24 protein-coding genes and 1 tRNA gene are annotated in these 22,309 nt (G+C 29.3%); 19 read left to right on the top strand and 6 right to left on the bottom strand.

Translation table 11 applies throughout. The features are described 5' to 3' along the window. Genes ACTTAY_RS00125 through tkt form a run of 3 tightly spaced genes read right to left on the bottom strand, consistent with a single transcriptional unit; the run spans nt 1 to nt 4,147 of the window. Nucleotides 1-1,176 (bottom strand): phosphoglycerate kinase, encoded by a 1,176-nt coding sequence (locus ACTTAY_RS00125; RefSeq protein ID WP_440671911.1) that lies wholly within the window; start codon nt 1,174-1,176, stop codon nt 1-3. Next, a complete protein-coding gene (gap, locus tag ACTTAY_RS00120) occupies nt 1,176-2,183 on the bottom strand; it encodes a type I glyceraldehyde-3-phosphate dehydrogenase (protein WP_440671910.1) in 1,008 nt (335 codons plus the stop codon). The genes ACTTAY_RS00125 and gap overlap by 1 nt, the downstream gene beginning before the upstream one ends. Nucleotides 2,184-2,185: 2 nt before the next feature. Then, nucleotides 2,186-4,147 carry a transketolase gene (gene tkt, locus ACTTAY_RS00115; RefSeq protein ID WP_440671909.1) on the bottom strand — a complete coding sequence of 654 codons (1,962 nt, stop codon included), beginning with the start codon at nt 4,145-4,147 and terminating at the stop codon, nt 2,186-2,188. A gap of 53 nt (nt 4,148-4,200) precedes the next feature. Here tkt and ACTTAY_RS00110 point away from each other — a divergent pair, with 53 nt between their 5' ends. The 18 genes from ACTTAY_RS00110 (at nt 4,201) to ACTTAY_RS00025 (ending at nt 20,083) form a co-directional block, all read left to right on the top strand. Further along, nucleotides 4,201-4,524: a 5-formyltetrahydrofolate cyclo-ligase gene (locus tag ACTTAY_RS00110; protein ID WP_440671908.1), complete on the top strand. Its 324-nt coding sequence runs from the start codon at nt 4,201-4,203 to the stop codon at nt 4,522-4,524. Continuing rightward, a complete protein-coding gene (locus ACTTAY_RS00105; protein ID WP_440671907.1) occupies nt 4,512-4,958 on the top strand; it encodes a cell division protein ZapA in 447 nt (148 codons plus the stop codon). Before ACTTAY_RS00110 ends, ACTTAY_RS00105 begins: the two co-directional genes overlap by 13 nt. A 4-nt stretch (nt 4,959-4,962) precedes the next feature. Further along, nucleotides 4,963-5,508, top strand: coding sequence for a 5-formyltetrahydrofolate cyclo-ligase (locus ACTTAY_RS00100; protein WP_440671906.1), 546 nt, complete (start codon nt 4,963-4,965; stop codon nt 5,506-5,508). After that, nucleotides 5,505-6,308 (top strand): TIGR00282 family metallophosphoesterase, encoded by an 804-nt coding sequence (locus ACTTAY_RS00095; RefSeq protein WP_440671905.1) that lies wholly within the window; start codon nt 5,505-5,507, stop codon nt 6,306-6,308. Before ACTTAY_RS00100 ends, ACTTAY_RS00095 begins: the two co-directional genes overlap by 4 nt. A 7-nt stretch (nt 6,309-6,315) precedes the next feature. After that, on the top strand, nt 6,316-7,041 hold the full coding sequence (locus ACTTAY_RS00090) for a YebC/PmpR family DNA-binding transcriptional regulator (RefSeq protein ID WP_440671904.1): 726 nt from the start codon (nt 6,316-6,318) through the stop codon (nt 7,039-7,041). Beyond that, complete coding sequence (locus tag ACTTAY_RS00085; RefSeq protein WP_440671903.1) at nt 7,041-7,532, top strand: crossover junction endodeoxyribonuclease; 492 nt, start codon at nt 7,041-7,043, stop codon at nt 7,530-7,532. The genes ACTTAY_RS00090 and ACTTAY_RS00085 overlap by 1 nt, the downstream gene beginning before the upstream one ends. 53 nt (nt 7,533-7,585) lie before the next feature. After that, nucleotides 7,586-8,260 carry a protein TolQ gene (gene tolQ / locus ACTTAY_RS00080; protein WP_440671902.1) on the top strand — a complete coding sequence of 225 codons (675 nt, stop codon included), beginning with the start codon at nt 7,586-7,588 and terminating at the stop codon, nt 8,258-8,260. Beyond that, complete coding sequence (tolR, locus tag ACTTAY_RS00075; RefSeq protein WP_075506058.1) at nt 8,261-8,677, top strand: protein TolR; 417 nt, start codon at nt 8,261-8,263, stop codon at nt 8,675-8,677. Nucleotides 8,678-8,682: 5 nt separating this feature from the next. Next, the gene (locus tag ACTTAY_RS00070) at nt 8,683-9,546 is read left to right on the top strand and encodes an energy transducer TonB (protein WP_440671901.1); all 864 of its coding nucleotides are present in this window, start codon (nt 8,683-8,685) and stop codon (nt 9,544-9,546) included. A 12-nt stretch (nt 9,547-9,558) separates the two neighbouring features. Further along, nucleotides 9,559-10,899, top strand: coding sequence for a Tol-Pal system beta propeller repeat protein TolB (gene tolB / locus ACTTAY_RS00065; RefSeq protein ID WP_440671900.1), 1,341 nt, complete (start codon nt 9,559-9,561; stop codon nt 10,897-10,899). Nucleotides 10,900-11,005: 106 nt separating this feature from the next. Beyond that, on the top strand, nt 11,006-11,551 hold the full coding sequence (gene pal, locus ACTTAY_RS00060) for a peptidoglycan-associated lipoprotein Pal (protein WP_440651922.1): 546 nt from the start codon (nt 11,006-11,008) through the stop codon (nt 11,549-11,551). 78 nt (nt 11,552-11,629) lie between these two features. Further along, nucleotides 11,630-12,634 (top strand): tol-pal system protein YbgF, encoded by a 1,005-nt coding sequence (gene ybgF, locus ACTTAY_RS00055; protein WP_440671899.1) that lies wholly within the window; start codon nt 11,630-11,632, stop codon nt 12,632-12,634. After that, entirely contained in the window at nt 12,594-13,616 is a 1,023-nt protein-coding gene (gene tilS / locus ACTTAY_RS00050; RefSeq protein WP_440671898.1) for a tRNA lysidine(34) synthetase TilS, read from the top strand. The genes ybgF and tilS overlap by 41 nt, the downstream gene beginning before the upstream one ends. 63 nt (nt 13,617-13,679) lie before the next feature. Continuing rightward, entirely contained in the window at nt 13,680-15,587 is a 1,908-nt protein-coding gene (gene ftsH, locus ACTTAY_RS00045) for an ATP-dependent zinc metalloprotease FtsH (protein ID WP_440671897.1), read from the top strand. A 6-nt stretch (nt 15,588-15,593) separates the two neighbouring features. Further along, entirely contained in the window at nt 15,594-16,646 is a 1,053-nt protein-coding gene (gene folP / locus ACTTAY_RS00040; protein ID WP_440671896.1) for a dihydropteroate synthase, read from the top strand. Continuing rightward, on the top strand, nt 16,646-17,977 hold the full coding sequence (glmM, locus tag ACTTAY_RS00035) for a phosphoglucosamine mutase (protein ID WP_440671895.1): 1,332 nt from the start codon (nt 16,646-16,648) through the stop codon (nt 17,975-17,977). The genes folP and glmM overlap by 1 nt, the downstream gene beginning before the upstream one ends. 1 nt (nt 17,978) lies before the next feature. Further along, complete coding sequence (gene thiD, locus ACTTAY_RS00030) at nt 17,979-18,791, top strand: bifunctional hydroxymethylpyrimidine kinase/phosphomethylpyrimidine kinase (protein ID WP_440671894.1); 813 nt, start codon at nt 17,979-17,981, stop codon at nt 18,789-18,791. Then, nucleotides 18,791-20,083: an adenylosuccinate synthase gene (locus tag ACTTAY_RS00025; protein ID WP_440671893.1), complete on the top strand. Its 1,293-nt coding sequence runs from the start codon at nt 18,791-18,793 to the stop codon at nt 20,081-20,083. The genes thiD and ACTTAY_RS00025 overlap by 1 nt, the downstream gene beginning before the upstream one ends. On the opposite strand, the gene rpoH is transcribed toward ACTTAY_RS00025, so the two are convergent. Then, the gene (gene rpoH, locus ACTTAY_RS00020; protein WP_440671930.1) at nt 20,080-20,961 is read right to left on the bottom strand and encodes an RNA polymerase sigma factor RpoH; all 882 of its coding nucleotides are present in this window, start codon (nt 20,959-20,961) and stop codon (nt 20,080-20,082) included. The two genes, ACTTAY_RS00025 and rpoH, sit on opposite strands and share 4 nt — an antisense overlap. Before the next feature lie 53 nt (nt 20,962-21,014). Continuing rightward, nucleotides 21,015-21,995, bottom strand: a complete 981-nt coding sequence (locus ACTTAY_RS00015) for an RluA family pseudouridine synthase (RefSeq protein ID WP_440671892.1) — start codon at nt 21,993-21,995, stop codon at nt 21,015-21,017. 23 nt (nt 21,996-22,018) lie between these two features. Here ACTTAY_RS00015 and ACTTAY_RS00010 point away from each other — a divergent pair. After that, a tRNA-Arg gene (locus ACTTAY_RS00010) sits at nt 22,019-22,095 on the top strand. Between the two features lie 17 nt (nt 22,096-22,112). On the opposite strand, the gene ACTTAY_RS00005 is transcribed toward ACTTAY_RS00010, so the two are convergent. Further along, nucleotides 22,113-22,309, bottom strand: a 197-nt coding sequence (locus ACTTAY_RS00005) for a hypothetical protein (RefSeq protein WP_440671891.1), incomplete at its 5' end; no start/stop codon positions are given.

Raw genomic sequence — 22,309 nt, 5'->3', positions numbered from 1 at the left:
TCAATTTAAAGCGCTTATACCAGGAAGTTCTTTTCCTTCAAGATATTCTAAAAATGCTCCACCTGCAGTTGAAACAAAATTAAAGTCTTTAACAGCATTTAAAGAATTAATTAATGAAACGGTATCTCCACCACCTACAACAGAATAAATTTTATCTTCTTTATATTTTTCAACAATTTTTTTTGCAATTGCAGTGCTTCCATTAGCAAAATTAGGATTTTCAAAATATCCAGCAGGACCGTTCCATAATATGGTGTTTGTATTATCAATAATATTACATATACTTTCAACAGTTTTTGGACCTATATCCAAAATCATTTCATTTAATTTAATTTGATTCAATTCTTTAATTTTAGGGTGACCATTTAAATCATTGGCCACCACCACATCTTCTGGAAAAATTAATCTACAATTTTTTTCTATTGAATATGAAAGTATTTCATTAACTATAGAATTAACATTTTCTTCTTTAAGAGATTTTCCAATATTATATCCATCATGTTCAATTAAGTTATTCGCCATTGCACCCACAATTACTATGTTATCAAATTTTGGAATTAAATTTTTAATAATATTAATTTTAGTAGAAATTTTAGATCCTCCAATTATGCAAGTAACAGGTTTAATTATATTAGATGTAATTTTTTTTAATGCACCAATCTCTAAATCTAGTTGTAATCCTGAAAAGGACGGTAAAAATTTTGAAATTTCACAAACAGATGTATGAGCTCTATGTGAGCATGAAAAAGCATCATTTACATAAATATCACCTAAACTTGATAAATGTTTTGCAAAATTAGTGTCATTTTTTTCTTCTTCTGGATAAAATCTAATATTTTCAATTAATAAAATTTTTTCACTAAAATTATCAAGTAAGTCTTTATTTATCTCATATATATTTTTTTTGATAAGGTTTATTTTCTCATTTAATTTTTTTTCTATATCCTCTTGTATTGGTTTTAACGAAAGATCTTTTATTATTTTTCCTTTAGGTCGACCGACATGAGATAAGATAATTATTTTTGAATTTTGCTTTAATAAAAATTTAATTGTTGGAAGAACTTTGTCAATTCTTGTAGTGTCAGTTATTTTACCATTCTTAAGAGGTACATTTAAATCCAATCTTAAAATAACTTTTTTACCTGCCAGGTCTTTTAATACGGAAATACTTTGCATTAAGAATTTTGATGAATAAACTCTGCAATATCACACATACGATTTGAAAAACCCCATTCATTATCATACCAGGCTGAAATTTTACCCATATTGTCTCCAACAACATTAGTAAGAGATCCATCAACAATCGCAGATGCAGGGTTATGATTAAAATCAATTGATACTAACTTTTCATAAGTGATTTCTAATACATTTTTTAGTTTATTTTTTGATGCTAATTCAAATGATTTATTTATATTTTCTTTATTGATATTTTTTTTCGTGCAGAAAACTAATTCTACAAGTGAAACATTTGGGGTAGGTACTCTCATTGCGACCCCCTCTAACTTTCCATTTAAGCTAGGAATTATTTCACCAATTGCTTTTGATGCACCAGTAGATGTTGGAACTATTGATTGACTTGCTGATCTTGCTCTTCTTGGGTCTTTATGTGAATTATCTAGAATCCTTTGATCACTTGTAAATGCATGAATAGTGGTCATAAACCCTTTTTCAATTTCAAAATTTTCATTAAGTGTATGTACAACTGGAGCCAAACAGTTTGTCGTACATGATGCAGCTGAGATTATTTGGTCCTTACTGGTTATATCTTTTTCATTTACACCAAATACGATTGTTTTATCTGCATTTTTACACGGTGCAGATACTATTACTTTTTTTGCTCCATTTTTTATATGAGCTAAAAGTTTTTCTTTAGAATTAAATTTTCCTGTACACTCAAAAACATAATCAACATCAAATTTTCTCCAGTCTATATTTTCAATACTAGACTCCTGTGAAAATGTAATTTTTTCACTATTTATTATCAAATGACTTTCATCAAAATCTAAATCAGCATTAAATTTACCATGTATTGAATCATATTTTATCAATGTGCAGGTAGCCTCAGAATTTGATCTGTTATTGATGTGTTGTATTTTTATTCTTTTATCTTCGCTTTCTATAATTGATCGAACTACCATTCTACCAATTCTACCCATTCCATTAATTCCAACTTTAATTGTCATAATTAATTTTTAATTAAATTTTTTGATTTGTTAGTTATATTTTCTTTTGTTAACCCAAAATATTTATATATTTCTTTAAATGGTGCACTTTTACCAAATTCATTAATTCCAAAATTTTTTCCATTTTCTCCAACATACTTTTTCCAACAATCACTTGAACCAGCTTCTATAGAGATTTTATTTTTGGTTTCATTTAGTATTTTATTTTTATAAGATTTACTTTGTTCATCAAAAAGCTCCATACAAGGTACTGAAATAACTTTAGAATAAATTTTATCTTTGGCAAGTTTATGACTTGCTTCGATTGCAAGATTTACTTCTGAACCACTTGCCAAAATTGTTAATTTAATTTTCTTATTTGTTCTAAGCACTTCATAAGCTCCAAGTGAACATTTATTATTTGATGAATATTTTTTTCTAATCGGATTTAAATTTTGTCTTGTTAGAGACAACACACTTGGAGAATTGGTAGTTTTTAAAGCATGCTCCCAGCATTCAATTGTTTCAATTCTGTCTGCAGGTCTAAATACATTAAGGTTTGGAATTGATCTTAAACCAGATAATTGCTCAATTGGTTGATGTGTTGGTCCATCTTCACCTAAGCCAATTGAATCATGCGTCATTACATAAATAACTCTTTGTTGCATTAGAGCTGACAATCTTATTGATGGTTTGCAGTAATCAGAAAATATTAAAAAAGTTCCACCATAAGGAATAAAATTACTATGGAGTGCGATCCCATTCATAACCCCACTCATTGCATGTTCCCTGACACCATAGTGAATATAATTTCCCTCAAAATTACCTGGTGTAATAATTTTATGTTTTTTTGTTTTTGTATTGTTAGATCCAGCCAAATCTGCAGAACCACCAATAAGATTATTATTTGAATTGGTTAATGCGCTTAAAGTTAACTCAGAACATTTTCTTGTTGCTAAGCTTTTAGGTTCTTTGATTGCAAGTTTCTTTTCTGTATTTAAAACATTTTTAAAGTTATTATTATTTTTGATAAGGTTTAATTTTTTACTTTGTTTTTTAGTTAATTTGTCCCATTTTTTTTCAATTAACTGACCCTTTCTTCCTATAGCTCTCCATTGGTTCAATAACTTATTTGGAATTTCAAAAGGTTTATATTTCCATTTAAGTACTTTTCTTACTAATTTAATTTCATCTAATCCCAAAGGACTACCATGTGAAGACGACTTACCAGATTTATTTGGAGAACCGTATCCAATTTTTGTTTTACAAGAAATTACTGTTGGTTTTTTTGCATTTTGAACTCTTTTTAAAGCTCTATAAATTTGATTTTCATTATGACCATCAATTAATATGTAATCCCATCCATAGCTTTCAAATCTTTTTTTAAAGTTGTCTGATACTGCAAGACTTGTTGGACCATCTATTGAAATATTATTGTTATCAAAAAGCATCACCAAATTTTTTAATTTTAAGTGACCAGCTAAACTCATTGCTTCGTGACTAATACCTTCCATCAAGCAACCATCGCCAGCTAGAACATAAGTTTTATGATTAATAAGATTTTTACCTAATTTTTTTTTGAGCACTTCCTCAGCTATTGCAAATCCAACTGCATTCGCTATTCCTTGTCCAAGTGGTCCAGTGGTTGTTTCAATTCCAGTTTTTGGGCGATACTCTGGATGACCTGCACAAATAGAGTTTAGTTGTCTAAACTTTTTAATCGAATTTAACGAAATACTTTTATAACCAGTTAAGTACAGCAAAGAATAAAGAAGCATTGAACCATGCCCGGCTGATAAAACAAATCTATCTCTATTTAACCAATTTGGATTTCGCGGATTAAATCTTAAAAAATACCTAAAAAGTACAGTCGCAACGTCCGCCATACCCATTGGCATCCCGGGGTGACCTGAATTAGCTTTTTGGACTGCATCAATAGATAAAAATCTGATACAATTTGCTAAATCGTTATGTATTTTGCTCAAAATTATCCTGACTAGACTAAGAAGATTCTATTTAATATTATAAGTATATATATATGAATTCTGTAAACGAAAAAGAAAAAAAACTTAATCTAGCTTTAGAAGAATTAAAAAATTTAGATCTAACTAATCCGGATTTGAAAAATAATATTCAAAATCTTAACTTGCAAAAAAATCAATTAGAGATTGAAAAAAATGAGCTAGAAAAAAAATATAAAGAACTATTAGATCAGAACGAAATTTTGTCAAAAAGATTAGATGAGTTTAAAAGTAAAGAAAAGGTTGAAGAAAGAAAACAAATAGAGTTTTCTGAGAAAATTGATGAATTAAACCAAGAAACAGATACTTTGTTGGAGGAGATTGATAAATGGCAAATGTAAGTATCAAATTCAATAATAAAGAGTTTTTACTATCTTGTGATGATGGACAAGAAGAACATTTAGAGGAATTGTTAATTCAAATAAACCAGAAATTTAATCATTTAAAAAACGATCTTGGGAATTTAGGAGAGAATAAACTCTTATTAATTACAGCAGTTAAAATAATGGATGAATACTACGAAACAAAAAAGAAAGTTGAACAAAAGAAACAAGAATTAAAAGATTTATCAAATAAATTTAAAGAATTAAAAACTCTAATTTATGAATATAAAGATAAAAAAGAAGAAGAAATAAAAGAGCTAAATTTAAATCATGACAAATTAAAAATCGAGATTGAAACTAATCAAAAAAAATATGAAGATTTAATTGATAATGCCGCAGAGAAAATTTCAAGTTTTGTCGAAAAAGCAAAACAAGAAAATTTATCTCAATAAATTTGTGAATAAATCTAAATTAAGAAGAAAGATATCATCACTTAGAAAAAAAAATTTTAAAGAAAATTTGAAAATCAATTCTTTAAAATTAATAAAATTTCTAAGTGATAATAAGCTTAAAACAAAAATTGTTGGAGGATATTATCCATGCAATCATGAAATAGATGATTTAGAAGTTTTAAATCTATTTAGTAAAAATAAAAAAATTACCTCATTACCGATCATCAAGAAAAATAACCAAATGGACTTTTATGAATGGTCCAAAGATAATCCATTAAAGATAAACAAATACGGTATTATTGAACCATTATCTCAAAAGAAAGTTTATCCAGATATATTACTAGTTCCACTATTAGCTTTTGATAAGCAATTTAACCGTTTAGGTTATGGTGGTGGTTTTTATGATCGTTATATTGAAAAAATTGAAATAAAAAAAAAGGTCTTTAAAGTTGGATTTGCTTTTTCTTTCCAAGAATTAAAAGAGGTACCAGTTAATAATTATGATAAGAAGCTTGATTTAATAATTACTGAAAGAGGTTTAACATTTTGAGAATTTTATTTTTAGGAGATGTTGTAGGTATTTCAGGATGTTCTAAACTTACGAGTAGCTTACTTAGTGAAATTAAATCAAAAAAAATAGATTTTGTTATTGCTAATGGTGAAAATGCTGCAGCCCAAGGTGTTGGTTTGACAGAGGAAATTTGCAAAGATTTTTATAACTGTGGTGTTAACGTAATAACAACTGGTAATCATGTATGGGATCAAAAAGAAATCATGAAGTACATAGAAAAAGAAGATAGATTGTTACGTCCTAAAAATCTTTTTGAACCTGCACCAGGCCGAGGTTTTCAAATTTTTAAAACTGATAAAAATATTAGAATCGGTGTACTTAACCTTATGGGCAATGTTTTTATGAAAAAGTGTGAAGATGTTTTTGAAACTTCAAAAAAATTTTTGAGTGAGTATAAATTTAAAGAAGACTACGATTTATTGGTAGTTGATTTTCATGGTGAAATTACTAGTGAGAAAAATGCTATAGGTCACTTTTTTGATGGTCATGCAACGTTAGTTGTTGGAACTCACACTCATATACCAACTAATGATGCAAGAATACTCAACAATGGCACTGGATATCAAACTGATGCAGGCATGTGTGGAGATTACGACTCTGTAATTGGGATGGATAAAGAGAATTCTTTAAACAGATTTTTAAAAAAAGACTCAGTTAAACATTTTCCTGCCGTTGGAGAAGGGACTTTGTCTGGTGTTATTGTTGATTGTGATATAAATACTGGTTTAGCTAAAAGCATTAATAGTTATATATTTGGAGAAAAATTAAAAAACTTTTAATTTATATATGGCAGGTCATTCTCATTGGGCGGGTATTAAACATAAAAAAGGAAAAGCTGATAAGCAACGTTCAAAAATTTTCTCTAAATTATCAAAAGAAATTACAGTAGCTGCAAAGTTGGGAGATAAAGATCCTGCAATGAACCCAAGATTAAGATCAGCAGTACAGGCTGCTAGATCAGCAAATATGCCAAAAGATAATATTGAAAGAGCAATAGATAAATCTTCTGCAGCGTCTGGTGCAAGTTTTGAAAATTTGAGATATGAGGGATTTGGACCAAACAAAATTGCTGTAATTGTTGAAACTTTAACTGATAATAAAAATAGAACAGCTTCCAATGTGAGAACTATTTTTCAAAAATCTGGTGGAAGTCTAGGTACGCAAGGATCAGCTTCTCATAACTTTAAACAACTTGGGATAATAAAGATTGATAAAAATGAAATATCAGAAGACAAAATTTTTGAATTGGCTATAGAAGCTGGTGCAGAGGAATGTATCTCTCACCAGGAATTTCACGAAGTTCAATGTATTTCAAATGAAATATATAATGTAAAAAAAAAATTAGAAAATAAAATTGCAAATTTTATTTCTACAGAGATTGAGTGGGTGCCAATCAATAGTGTTGATATTCAAAATGATGAAAAAGAGAGTGTGATTGAGTTTTTAGAAAATCTAGAAGATGATGATGATGTTCAGAACGTTTTTTCTAACGTAAATTTAGGAAATATTTGATGTTAATAATCGGAATTGATCCAGGAATATCAGGATCTATATGTTTTTTAGAGAATGGAATAATCAAAGATGTTCTTGAGATGCCAACAATGACTGAAGGAAAAAAAAATAAAAAACAAGTTAATGGATCTCAAATATATAATGAAATTTCTTTTAGAATAAAAACATATGAAAAAAAAAATATTAAAGTTGTTATAGAACAAGTTTCAGCTATGCCAGGTCAAGGTGTAACTAGTATGTTTAATTTTGGTCAATCTTTTGGAATTTTAAAAGGTATTTGCAGTGCAATGCAGTTGCCAATTTATTTTGTAAGACCAGCAAAATGGAAAAAATATTTTAATTTAATTAATTCAGAAAAGGATGCTAGCAGGACAAGAGCTATTGAAATATTTCCTTATTTTTCGTCAAATTTATCTAAAAAAAAAGACTCTAATAAAGCTGATGCAATTCTGATATCCAGTTATTTTCATGAAACATACAAAAATGAATAATCTTTAAATTTATATAGCCAAATTCATGACACAATTAAGTGTGATGAGTGATTATGGAAGCAGATATAGCCTCAAATGCATTAGACTTAGGAACAAATACAGATTTTTCACTTTTTAGCTTATTTTTAAAAGCAGATATAATTGTTAAAGCAGTAATGATTAGCCTTATACTTTGCTCAGTATACTCATGGGCGGTGATTATAGAAAAATATAGACTTTTTAAAAAAATAAATAAATCTTCAGAAGAATTTGAAGAAAAATTTTGGAACTCTAAATCTGCTGAAAATTTTTATAACAGTTTACCAAATAATTTAGAAGACCCAATGTCTTTGGTATTCCAAAATGCTATGGAAAACTTACTTAAGAAAAAATCAAAAACAAATTTGAGTGAAAGAATGACTGCGTTCCTTGAGGGCGGAATAGAAAAGGAAATGTCAAAGATTGAAAAGGGATTTACATTTTTGGCAACTGTTGGTTCAACTGCACCATTTATTGGATTGTTTGGAACAGTTTGGGGCATTATGAATTCTTTTCAGTCAATTGCTATTTCAAGAAATACTAGTCTCGCAATAGTTGCACCTGGTATAGCCGAAGCATTATTTGCAACTGCATTAGGATTGTTAGCTGCGATACCTGCTGTAGTTGCTTACAATAAATTTAATACAGACGCAAAAAAATACTCAGAAAAATTAGAGAATTTTTCAAAAAGATTTTTAACAATAATTTAAATGGCCTTTAAACTAAATCGCTCATCAAAAGAACCAATGAGTGAGATTAACGTTACTCCTTTTGTTGATGTGATGTTGGTTCTATTAATTATATTCATGGTCACTGCACCACTTTTAACAGTTGGTGTTCAGGTTGATCTACCTGAGAGTTCAGCAGATTCTTTGCCTGAGGAAACAGAACCTTTAACATTATCTATCAATGCTAAAGGTGAAATTTTTATTCAAGAATCAAAAGTAGAGTATGACAATATTATCGCTAAAGTTTTAGCTGTTTCAAAAAATAGAACTGACACAAGAATTTATGTACGAGGTGATAAAACAATAAACTATGGAAGAGTTTTAGAGATAATGGGTTTATTATCTGGATCTGGTTTTACAAAAGTTGCTTTAATCTCTGAGCCTCTTAAACAAAGGTAGTTACGGTGAAGAGTAGTAGTATCGCTATATCCTCAGCTTTACACATATCTTTAGTTGTCCTTACAGCTTTAAGTTTGCCTTTTCTATCAAAAAAACCAATAGACCTTCCACCAATAGTTTCTGTTGAATTAATTCAAATAACAGAAGAAACAAATATTCCTTTTGCGCCTAAAGCAAAAAAAATTATTGAAAAAGTAAAAGAAAAAGAAAAAAAACTTGTCTCAGAGCAAGCTCCACCCAAAAAGGTAAAAAAAACTAAAACCAAGACTGTTGTCTCAGAGAAAAAAAACAAAACGATAGAAAAACAAAATCCCGAAGCTGTCCCTTTGCCAGATAAAGAGGTAAAAAAATTAAAGACTAAAGAGGAAAAAAAACAAAATCCAGAAAAGGTAGATAATGAAGTAAAGCAAGTATCTGAGTTTGAAAAAAAAGATTTATTTGATCCAAATAACATTGCTGCATTGATAGATAAATCAAAAGAAGAAACAGCGGAAAAAGTGAAAACCAATAATGATGTTACACAAGATCAAGTAAGAAACCTTGAAAACTCTAAGCTTACTCTAAGTGAGGAAGATGCTTTAAAAGCACAAATATTTGGTTGTTGGAGTATCCCCTTAGGTTTGCCATATGATGAAAATTTACTAGTTAGAATAAAATTAAAGCTTAAACCAGATGGTTCAGTCACCAAAACTGAGATATTAGATCATGCTAGAATGAATAAACCTGGACAAGGTTTTTATAAAGTCTTAGCAGAAAGTGCCTTAAGAGCAGTAAGATTATGTCAACCTTTAAGAGTTCCAGCTTCTGGCTATGAGAGATGGAAAGAGTTACAATTAAATTTTGATGCAAGAGAGATGTTAGGAGGTTAGTATAAATAATTTATGATTAAAAAATGTATAATTTTCATTTTTGTTTTTTTTCCAATAAAAACTTTTGGGTTAATTGAAGTTGATATTACAAGGGGAAACTTAAACCCTCTTCCACTTGCAGTCTCACCGTTATCAATAGATGAAACATCTAGAAAAAATTTTGAACAAATTTTAGATAAAGAGAACATTGGATCTGAAATATCGTTAATTGTTGAAAATAATTTAAGAACTTCAGGTTTATTTAATCCTTTAGATAAAAAAGCATTTTTACAAGCACCAGATATAGCAAATTTAAAACCAAGATTTGAAGATTGGAATTTAATTAAAGCTCAAGCTCTTATTACGGGTAAAGTAAATTTTATTAATGATAAATTAAGAGTTGAGTTTAGACTTTGGGATGTGCTTGCTGCAAAAGAGATGATGGCTTTAGCGTTTACAACGGTACCAACAAATTGGAGAAGAGTTGGGCATATCATATCAGATAAAGTGTATGAAAGATTAACAGGAGAAAAAGGATATTTTGATACAAGAATAATTTACGTGGCTGAAGAAGGACCAAAAACCCAAAGAATAAAAAAATTAGCTATCATGGATCAAGATGGTGCTAATAATAAATTTTTAACTTTAGGAAATGAGCTTGTGCTTACTCCACGATTTAACCCAGCAAGTCAAATGGTTACTTATTTATCTTATTTTAAAAATATGCCACGGGTTTATCTTTTAGATATTGAAACAGGAACACAGGAAGTAGTTGGAGATTTTCCTGGAATGACATTTGCTCCTAGATTTTCACCTGATGGAAAAAAAATAATCATGAGTTTCGCTAAAGATGGAAAATCAGATATTTATACGATGAATTTAGAAACTCGATTGGTAGAGAGAATAACAAATCATCCTTCAATTGATACATCACCTTCTTATTCTCCAGACGGAAAATATATAACTTTCAACTCTGACAGAAGTGGTTATCAACAAATTTATGTCATGAAAAATGATGGAAGTGATGTGAAAAGAATTTCTTTTGGTAATGGTTTGTACGGAACACCAGTTTGGTCTCCTAGGGGTGATTTAATAGCATTTACAAAATTACATAAAGGAAAATTTTATATTGGAGTGATGCGAACAGATGGATCTGGTGAAAGATTGTTAACAGAAAACTATTATCAAGAGGCCCCATCTTGGTCACCCAATGGAAGAGTTTTGATATTTTATAGAGAAACAAAAACTAATTCTAAAGGCGAAGGTTTTTCTGCTAAATTATGGTCTATTGATTTAACTGGGTATAATGAAAGATTGATAAAAACTGAGACGGACGCATCTGACCCATCTTGGTCGTCTTTATTAAGTAATTAATATCAATTTATCTTTAAATACGATGAAATTTCTTGATTTTTTGGGTTGAAACATCTATTTAGTTGTGAAAAAAGTAGTATTTGAAAAAGCAGCAAGGAGCATATTAATGAGATTAAACAAAATTTTCAAAAACACGTTACTAGTTATTTCTGCTGGAATAATTTTAACAGCGTGTGCAACAAAAAAAGAAGTAGCCGTTGAAAAAGAGGCACCAAAAGAAGAAACTAAAAAAGAAGAAGTAACTAAGATTGAAAAAATTGCAGGTCAGATGCAAGGAGATGTTTACGTTGGAACTGATAGCGTAAAATATTTAGCAGACGGTGTTGCTGACAGAGTGTTCTTTGCAACTAACGAATCTATATTAACTACAGCTTCAAGAGAAACTTTAAGGGCTCAAGCTGCTTGGTTAAGAGAAAATTCTAACATCACTGTAGTTTTAGAAGGTCATGCAGATGAAAGAGGAACAAGAGAATATAACTTAGCACTTGGTGAAAGAAGAGCTAACGCTGCAAAAGATTATCTAATGACTTATGGTGTTTCATCAGATAGGATTACTGTAATCAGTTATGGTAAAGAAAGACCTGTTGACTCAGGATCAAATCCTTTAGCATGGTCTAAAAACAGAAGATCAGTTACTGTTAAAGCAAACTAAAGAATTTTTAAAAAAGACCCTAAAATTAAAAACTTTTAGGGTCTTTTTTTTGCCTTTTTATAATCATATAAAAATTTAATGAGATCACTTTTTAGATCAACATTATTTAAATTAATAATAATACTAAATTTCTTTTTTTCAGGAATTGCTAACTCAGATAACCACAATATTTATGAAATTTTAGATTTAATTAAAAAAGATTTAAAAACTCTTGAAAGAGCCGTTTACTCAGGATCAATTGAATTAGAAAGTACTACAAATAATCAATCAGTATCAAGTCTTGATAATAATTCTGAGGATGTCTTAACTAGACACTTGTTAAAGTTATCAGAGGTAGAGGAGCAGTTTAGAGAACTTACTAATAAATTTGAGGAAATTAATTTTAAGCTTGATAAACTCTCAAACAGAGTATCCAAGCTACAATCCGATAATCAGATAAGGTTTCAAGATATAGAAAATGATTTAAGTTCTGTCAGTACAATTGATAGTAATCAACAACTGAGTTCTGCGCCTAAAATTGAAAAGCAAATTCTTCCTGGAAGCTCACAGCCTCAGGACTTAGGCACAATTTCTTATAAAGATATGGAAACTTCAGAGGAGAATCAACAGATTCAATCGGTTGATACTATAGCTTCTATTGCAGAAGAAACTTTTCAAGCTGAAGATAAAATTTTACCAATAGATTTAACTCCAAAAGAACAATATGAATTTGCAACAAGTTTCTTAAAAGTTGGAGATTACAGTTCAGCAGAAAGAGCTTTTAGAGAATTTGTGTTGTCAAATCCTGATGATGAATTAGCAGGTAGTGCTCAATATTGGTATGCAGAAACTTTCAGAATAAGACAACTTTATACTGATGCTGCTTCAGCTTATCTCGAAGGATACCAAAAATATCCAAAAGGCAAGAAAGCTCCAATAAATTTATTAAAACTTGGAGTTTCAATGGTTCAAATTGGCGAAAAAGATCAAGGCTGTAAGATGATTAATGGTGTAGAGTTGCAATATCCAAATGCAAATCAGTCTGTAATACAAAAAGCAAAATATGAGTCTAAAAAATTTGAATGCGTCAAGCAAGATTCATAAACAACTTCTTAATAAATTAAGAGATAAAAGAATTTATAAAATCTATAATAAATTTGAAAATAATTTAAATTTAAATAACGATTTTACAGTTGCTGTATCAGGTGGCCCAGATAGCCTTGCTTTAGCTTTTTTTTCAAAAATTTATTCAATTAAAAAATCTTTAAAAGTCAAATATTTTCTTGTTGACCATAAATTGAGAAAGAATTCATCTGTAGAAGCTTTATTTGTAAAAAATCTTTTAAAAGATTTTTCTATAGATTTAGATATTTTAAAATGGAATGGGAAAAAACCCAAAAATAATATCCAATCTCTTGCAAGAAAAAAAAGATATAATCTCTTAATTAACCAATCAAAAAAATTTAAAATTAATCATATTTTATTTGGTCACCATGAAGATGATGTTTATGAAAATTTTTTAATTAGGCTTTTAAGAGGCAGTGGTTTAAAGGGTATCGTATCTTTAGACAAAACTACTTTAAATAACAATGCAAATATCTTAAGACCTTTAATAAACGTTGAGAAAAAAGATTTAATCTACATTTCAAAAAAGGTCTTTAATAAATATGTAGAAGATCCCTCAAATGAAGATGAAATTTTTAAAAGAGTAAGAATTAGAAATTTAATTAAAAATCTTGAAAGTGAAGGTTTAGATAAAAGTAAATTCAAATTATCAATTAATAATTTAAAAAGTGTTGATCAATCAATCCAGTTTTTTTGTGAAAAAAATTTAAGAGAAAATTCGATTATCTCTCATAATAAAGTTGTATTAAAAGAGGAATTTTTTAACTTTCCTCAAGAAGTTTTGTTCAGGTCATTTTCAAAGATCTTACAGTTAGTTGGGAAAAAATATTTTCCACCAAGGGGTAAAAAAATTGCTAATATTTTAGAAAATCTAGAAAGTAAAACTACTTTTAAATCTACACTTGGAAATTGTGTAGTAAAAAAAATTAATAGAACTGTAATTGTGTATAAAGAGCTTTAATATCCCTAAATTTATAGTTATTTTGTCACTTGTTTAATTTGTAATAATTCTTATCTTTACAACATGAATTTTAAAAATCTGGCTATGTGGGGAATAATAGTTTTTTTAACTATTGGTCTTTATAACATGTTTAAAAATCCTCAATCAAATATTAGAGGAGGAAATCAAATAATTTTTTCAGATTTTTTAACTTCAGTTGAAAATGGAGAAGTTTTAAAAGTTGAGATACAGGGAAACAACATCAAGGGTGTTTACTCAAATGGAAATTCATTTTCAACTTATGCTCCGAACGATCCTAATTTAATTGAAAAATTATCAGATAAAGGCGTGAGTATTTCAGCAGCTCCGTTAGAAGAAAAAATGCCATCTTTATTTGGTGTATTACTTTCTTGGTTCCCAATGCTTTTATTAATTGCTGTTTGGATATTTTTTATGCGACAGATGCAAGGTGGAAAAGGTGGAGCGATGGGATTTGGCAAGTCAAAAGCCAAGATGATGAATGAACTTAAAGGCAAAGTAACATTTAATGATGTTGCTGGAGTAGAAGAGGCAAAAGAAGAAGTAGAAGAAATTGTAGAATTTTTAAAAGACCCTAAAAAATTTAGTAGACTTGGTGGAAAGATACCTAGGGGTGCTTTATTGGTTGGACCACCGGGTACAGGAAAGACTTTATTAGCAAGAGCTATTGCAGGTGAAGCGGGAGTTCCTTTCTTTACTATCTCAGGTTCAGATTTTGTTGAAATGTTTGTTGGTGTTGGAGCATCAAGAGTGAGAGATATGTTTGAACAAGGTAAAAAAAATTCTCCATGCATAATATTTATTGATGAAATAGATGCAGTGGGAAGAAGTAGAGGTGCAGGTTTAGGTGGAGGTAATGATGAAAGAGAGCAAACTTTAAACCAATTATTAGTAGAGATGGACGGATTTGATACTAATGAAGGTGTAATCATAATTGCAGCAACAAATAGACCTGACGTTCTCGATCCAGCGCTATTGAGACCTGGGAGATTTGACAGACAAGTAGTTGTTTCAAACCCAGATATCATTGGAAGAGAAAAAATTTTAAAAGTTCATGTGAAAAAAATTAAGATGGCACCAGACGTTAATTTAAGAACTATAGCAAGAGGGACACCTGGTTTCTCAGGAGCAGATTTAGCTAACTTAGTCAACGAAGCTGCTTTATTAGCAGCTAGAAAAAATAAAAGAATTGTAACTTTATTAGAATTTGAAGAGGCAAAAGATAAAGTGTTAATGGGTGCTGAAAGAAGATCAATGGTGATGACCGAAGATGAAAAAAAACTTACTGCTTACCACGAGGGTGGTCATGCTCTAGTTTCATTTAATATGCCAAGTTATGATCCAATTCACAAAGCTACAATCATACCAAGAGGAAGAGCGTTGGGAATGGTTATGAATTTACCAGAAAGAGATAAACATGGATATTCAATTAAATATCTAAAAGCTAGATTAGCAGTATGTTTTGGAGGAAGGGTCGCAGAGGAATTAATTTTTGGAAAAGATAATATATCAACAGGAGCAGGTGGAGGAAGTGGTTCTGATATAAATCAAGCTACACAACTTGCAAGAGCGATGGTAACCAAATACGGTATGAGTGAAGAGATGGGGCCAGTTGAATATGGAGAAAATCAAGAGGAAGTTTTCTTAGGAAGATCAGTTACTCAAACTCAATCAGTTTCAGAGGAAGTTGCTCAAAAAATTGATAAAGAAATTAGAAAACTTGTAGACGAAGGATATAATCAAGCTAAGAAAATATTAACTGAGAAAATAGATGATTTACATAAAATTGCTAAGGCATTAATTACTTATGAAACATTAACAGGTGAAGAGATTGAGAATATAATCAATAAAAATTTGTATCCGAAAGATAAAACTTTAGAAAATCAAGATTCAAAAGATGATCATGACTCAGCTTTAGGGGCCATGGGTCTAAAACCAAAAATTGTTCATTAATTTATAATGCAAGAATATTACACAAGAGCGTGTAATTTCTATTATGGTGATAAGTCTAGAATTTTAGTTGGTAAAAAAAAAACCATACCTCTACATCAAATTAAAGAAATATCGTTTGATCATATTGAAATAATAACTAGAAAATCGAAGAAAAAAATTTCCATTAATCAAATAAAATATTTACCAAATGATTTAAAGAAAAAAGTTAATTTAGATTTAAAAAAAATTAAAATTAAAAAAAAAAATTTTTCTAATTTAGATTTTAAAAAGATTCCAAATATACTAGGTGTCTTAAATCTTACCCCAGATAGTTTTTCTGATGGAGGAAAATTTAATACAAAACAAAGAGGAAAAAGCCACGCTCTTAAACTATATGACGACGGCGCTGATTTAATAGATGTTGGTGGAGAGTCAACTAGACCGGGCTCAAAGACAGTAAATAAAGAAGATGAGTGGAAAAGAATAAATGAGATCTTAAAAACTATTGTAAAAAAAATTCCAATTTCTTTAGATACTAGAAAATCTGAAATAATGAAAAATGGAATTAAATTAGGAGTAAAACTAATTAATGATGTTTCAGGATTAAGTTTTGATCCAGAAACAATAAATGTATTAAAAAAATATAAAGTTCCTTTTGTCATTCAACACACACTTGGAACACCAGAAAATATGCAAAAAAATCCTAAATATAATAATGAATTACTGGATATTTATGATTTTTTTGATGAGAAAATAAAATTTCTAAGATCTAAAGGTATTAAGCATAATAATATAATTCTAGATCCTGGAATTGGATTTGGAAAAAAACTGAAACATAATATGAATTTAATCAGAAGTATTTCTATTTTTCATTCATTGGGATTTCCTATACTTGTAGGAAATTCTAGGAAAAGATTTATTAAAGATATTTCAAAAAAAAATGATAGCTTTACTAGAATTGGAGGAACTATATCGTCATCATTATATTTGATGACACAAGGAGTTCAGATTTTGAGAATTCATGATGTTAATGAAGTTATGCAAGCAATTAAAGTCTTTAAAGAGATAACAAGTAAATAATGGCAAAAAAATATTTTGGAACAGATGGAATAAGAGGAGCTATTAATAGTAAAAATATTAATGGAGATATGTTTTTTAAGTTTGGATTAGCTAGTGGTACATATTTTAGATCCCAAAAGAAAAAAAAACAAACAGCAATAATAGCAAAAGATACAAGATTATCAGGATATACACTCGAACCTGCGCTTGTTTCTGGTTTAGCTTCTGCTGGAATGCATGTTTACACTTTGGGCCCTTTACCAACCAATGGATTGGCTATGCTTACAAAAGAAATGAAGGCCAATATGGGTATTATGATTACAGCTTCTCATAATCCTCATCACGACAATGGATTAAAATTATTTGGTCCTGATGGAATGAAATTATCAGATAAAATAGAAAAAAAAATAGAAGCTCTTATAGATAAAAAAATATCAAATAACCTTTCCAGTCCTGAAAAGTTAGGAAGAGTTAAAAGATTAGAATCAGGAACTAAACAATATATTAAAATATTAAAAAAAAATTTCACAAAAGAGTTCAATTTAAGAGGATTAAGAATTGTCATAGATTGTGCCAATGGTGCTGGTTATAAAGCAGGGCCCGAATTATTAAAATCATTAGGTGCAAAAGTTATAGCAATAGGTGTAAACCCAAATGGTTTAAATATTAATAAAGATTGTGGATCAACTTTTCCAAGAAAAATTAGAACAGCTGTAAAAAAATATAAAGCTCATATTGGCATTTCTTTAGATGGAGATGCTGATAGAATTATAATATGTGATGAAAAAGGTAACATTGTAGATGGTGATCAAATAATAGCTGCTTTAGCAACAAGATGGAAAAATAAAAAAATGCTAAAAGGTGGCGTTGTTGGAACACTAATGTCGAATTATGGACTAGAAAAATATTTACAATTCAAAAGAATTAAATTTTTAAGAGCTAATGTAGGCGATAGATATGTCAAAGAAAAAATGCAAAAATATAAATTTAATTTAGGTGGCGAACAATCAGGACATATTATTTTAGGTAAATTTGCAACAACTGGAGACGGGTTACTTGTAGCTTTAGAAGTTCTTTTTTCTCTGAGAAAAGGTAAAAAAACTAGTGAATTTTTTCAGAGTTTTAAAAAAACCCCTCAATTATTAGAAAATGTAACTGTTAAAGATAAAAATATTATTAACAAACCTGAAATAAAAAAAGTTATAAAACTCGCAGAAAAATTAGTTAAAGGTCAGGGAAGAGTTTTAGTTAGAAAATCAGGAACAGAATCTAAAATTAGAGTAATGGCAGAAAGTGATAATAAAATACTTTTATCCAGATGTGTTAACATGATATCTAAAAAAATAAAATAAATTGAAACCAAATTCGAAAATTTTAATTATTGCGGGTTCAGATTCATCTGGTGGAGCTGGTATACAAGCTGATATTAAAACTGTTACAGCTTTAGGTTCTTATGCGATGACAGCTATAACTGCAGTTACAATTCAAAATACTACAGGTGTGAAATCAATAGTAGGTATCAATCCAAAAGAAATTTTCAATCAAATTATTTTTACTTCGAAAGATATTAAGCCTGATGCAATTAAAATAGGAATGTTACACTCATCTAATGTTGTCAAGATGGTAATTAAAGCTTTGAATTTAATTAAAGTTAAACGTATTATTTTAGACCCTGTTATGGTTGCAAAAGGTGGTGCCAAATTAATAGACAATAAAGCAATTAAGTTATTAAAATCAGAATTAATGAATAAAGTTTCACTAGTTACTCCTAATATTCCCGAAGCTGAAATTTTGACTGAAACAAAAATCATATCTGTTGAAGACATGATTTACGCTGCAAATAAGCTTATGGAATTAGGAGCTAAAAATGTACTTATTAAAGGTGGGCATTCAAAAAATAAAATAGTTAAGGATGTATTTGTTAATAGAAAAGATATTAAGATTTTTAATAGTACGCGTCATAAAACAAACAATACCCATGGTACAGGGTGCACTTTATCAAGTGCAGTCACTACATTTGTTTCGTGTGGAAAACCAGCAAAGAAATCTTGTGAGCTCGGAATTAAGTATGTAAATATAGCTATCAAAACAAACCCAAATTATGGAAAAGGTCATGGCCCAATTAACCATCTCACTTCTATAAAAGTAAATAAAAAATTTAATTAATGAAAAACATAGTTGTTGTGGGATCTCAATGGGGTGACGAAGGAAAAGGTAAGATTGTTGATTGGTTATCTGAACAGGCAGATGTAGTTATTAGATTTCAAGGTGGTCATAATGCAGGCCACACTCTTGTCATTGATGGAGTTACTTATAAGCTAAGATTACTTCCATCTGGTATTGTTAGAAAAGGTAAAATATCAATAATTGGTAATGGTGTTGTTGTAGATCCTTGGGCCTTATTGGAAGAAATTGAAGAGATAAAATCTAAAGGAGTAGAAGTAGATGTAGATAACTTCATAATATCAGAGTCCGCAAATCTGATCTTGCCTTTCCATAGAGAAATGGATGAAATTAGAGAAGATACAGCAGGAAAAAGTAAAATAGGAACTACCAGAAGAGGAATTGGACCTGCTTATGAGGATAAAGTAGGAAGAAGATCAATAAGGGTTATGGATTTAAGATCAGAAAAAAATTTAGATCAAAGATTAGATTCTGTGTTGATACATCATAATGCAATCAGAAAAGGACTTGGAAAAAAAATGTTTGAAAAAGATCAACTTAAATCTGATTTACTTAAAATTGCTTCTAAAATATTAAAATTTTCACAGCCTGTATGGCTTAAAATTGATCAATTTAAAAAGCAAAAAAAGAAAATTTTATTTGAAGGTGCCCAAGGTATTTTACTTGATGTAGATCATGGAACTTATCCTTTTGTAACTTCATCTAATACGGTCGCTTCGAGTGCAGCTACTGGAACAGGATGTGGTCCTAATTCAATAAACTATGTTTTAGGAATTACAAAAGCCTATACAACAAGAGTAGGGGAAGGACCTTTTCCAACAGAACTAACTGATGAAGTAGGTGAACTTCTGGGCACACGTGGAAAAGAATTTGGAACTGTTACAAGTAGAAAAAGGAGATGCGGGTGGTTTGATGGTGTTCTAGTAAGACAAACAATTAAAGTTTCAGGCATAGATGGTATAGCTTTAACAAAATTAGATGTTCTTGATGAATTAGATGAAATTAAAATGTGTATTGCTTATGAGCTCGATGGAGAAAAATTAGATTATTTACCTGCAGCTGTAGAGGATCAAATTAAAATAAAACCAATTTATAAATCTTTTCCAGGCTGGAAGGTACCTACCAGTGGAATTAAAAATATGGAATCTTTACCAGATAATGCAAAAAAATATATTTTTGCAGTAGAAGATTTTATAGGTGCAAAAATTTCTAGCGTCTCTACTAGTCCTGAACGAGATGATACTATTTTAATTGAAAATCCTTTTGAGGCTTAATTCGCTGGTAATAAATTTTTAGATTTAGCAAGAAGAAGCATTTGTTTTTGAAGTTTTTCAAATGCTTTATTTTCTATTTGTCTAACTCTTTCTCTACTGATTTTATATTTTTTACTTAAATCTTCCAGGGTTGTTGGATCATCATTTAGTCTTCTTGAATACAATATCTCTCTTTCTCTATCATTTAGTACTGTAATAGAATCTTTTAACAAGTCTTTTCTTTGCTCCATTTCCTCATGTTGAGCAAATTTTAAGTCATGATCAAGCTCTTTATCTACTAACCAGTCTTGCCATTCATCACCATCCTCTCCAACTTGAGCATTCAATGAAAACTCTTTTCCAGAAAGTCTTCTGTTCATTGAAACAACTTCTTCTTTACTCACATCAAGTTTGTTAGCAATATGGTTTACGTGTTCATCCTTTAAATCACCTTCAGTTTCTGGAGATATTTGGTTTTTAATTTTTTTTAAATTGAAAAATAATTTTTTTTGAGCAGTTGTTGTTCCAATTTTTACAAGACTCCAAGATCTTAAGATATACTCTTGGATAGATGCTTTAATCCACCACATAGCATAAGTTGCTAATCTAAAACCTTTTTCAGGTTCAAATTTTTTAACAGCCTGCATTAAACCAACATTTCCCTCTGAAATCATTTCATTAATTGGCAGACCATAGCCTTTGTATCCCATAGCAATTTTTGCAACTAATCTTAAGTGGCTAGTTACTAATTTTTCAGCAGCTTTAATATTTCCAGTTGTTTTCCAATTTTTGGCTAACATATATTCCTCTTCTGCAGCCAGCATTGGAAATTTTTTAATCTGTTCTAAGTATGCAGAAAGACCACCCTCATTGGATAGTGCCGGAAGATTGTTACTCATAGTTGTGTTCATAGCAAAGTTTATTTAGTTAATTATACTTAATTTTCAATAATTTATTCTTCAGCTTTTCTAAGCATTTTTAAAATATTATTTAGTTCTTGAGGCAAAATTGAGGTAAAAATCAGCTTTTTCTGAGTTCTAGGATGAACAAAGCCTAAAGTCTTTGCGTGTAGAAATTGTCTGTCTAAATTTGTAATTGAATTTTGAATGTCAAAATCAACGTTTTTTAATTTTTTATATTTTTTTTTATATTTGTCATCACCAACTAAACTATTTCCTTTATAGTTCATGTGCACTCTGATTTGATGAGTTCTACCAGTTTCTAATTTGCATTCGACTAAACTTAATGTAGGTATTTTTTTATTTTCAAAAATTTCAATTGTTTTATAGTTTGTTACAGCTTTCTTACCCTTTGAACTGCTCACTTCCATAAGTTGTCTATTTTTTGAACTACGAGTAATAAATGTTTCTATCCTACCAAAAGATGGTCTTAGCTTTCCCCATATTAAAAGTTGGTATTCTCTAATAATTGTATGCTTACTAAATTGTTTTGATAAATTTTCATGGGTCTCATTATTTTTTGCTATAACAACTAAACCTGACGTATTTTTATCAATTCTATGAACAATTCCAGGTCTTAATTCATCTCCAATAGATGATAAAGATTCTTTATTATAATGTATTAATGCATTTACAATTGTTCTATCATAATTGCCTGCTCCAGGATGCATTATTATTCCTGAAGGTTTATTAATTACTAATAAATCAGAATCTTCATAAATAATATTTAATTTAAAATCATAAGGCTTTAGAGATGCAATTTCTGGTTTTGGAATTATAAGATTTACCAAATCACCGATTGAAACTTTTTTTGATGGACTTTTAATTATTTCATTATTTAGTTTTAATTTTTCTTTTAAAATTAAATTTTTAACTCTGGTCCTACTAATAATTTCATTTCTTTTGTTAATTACTACATCAATTCTTAAATTCTTCTCTTCTTCTTTAACTATAAAATTAATGCTTTTTTCCATAAACTATATTATTAATACGGTATGCGCTTGTAGCTCAACTGGATAGAGCGCCAGATTTCGGCTCTGGAGGTTCAGGGTTCGACTCCTTGCAAGCGCGCCATTCATTATAATTAATAATCATTGATCAATTATATAGTAATTTTTTATTTTTTTTATTTTAATATTTCTTGGTATTTCATGAGAACAAATAAATTTAGTATAAAAACACAAAGAATCCGTTGTATTTAACAATTTCAAATTATAATTATTTTGCAAATCAAAAATTTCTGTTTTGTTTTCATTTAAAGTTTTAGGAAAAAAACTTAATTCAGAAT

This window comes from Candidatus Pelagibacter sp. HIMB1715 (assembly GCF_052047595.1).
Taxonomy (GTDB): domain Bacteria; phylum Pseudomonadota; class Alphaproteobacteria; order Pelagibacterales; family Pelagibacteraceae; genus Pelagibacter.
The sequence above is the reverse complement of the archived record's forward strand: the minus strand, read 5'-3'. Positions and strand labels throughout refer to the sequence as shown.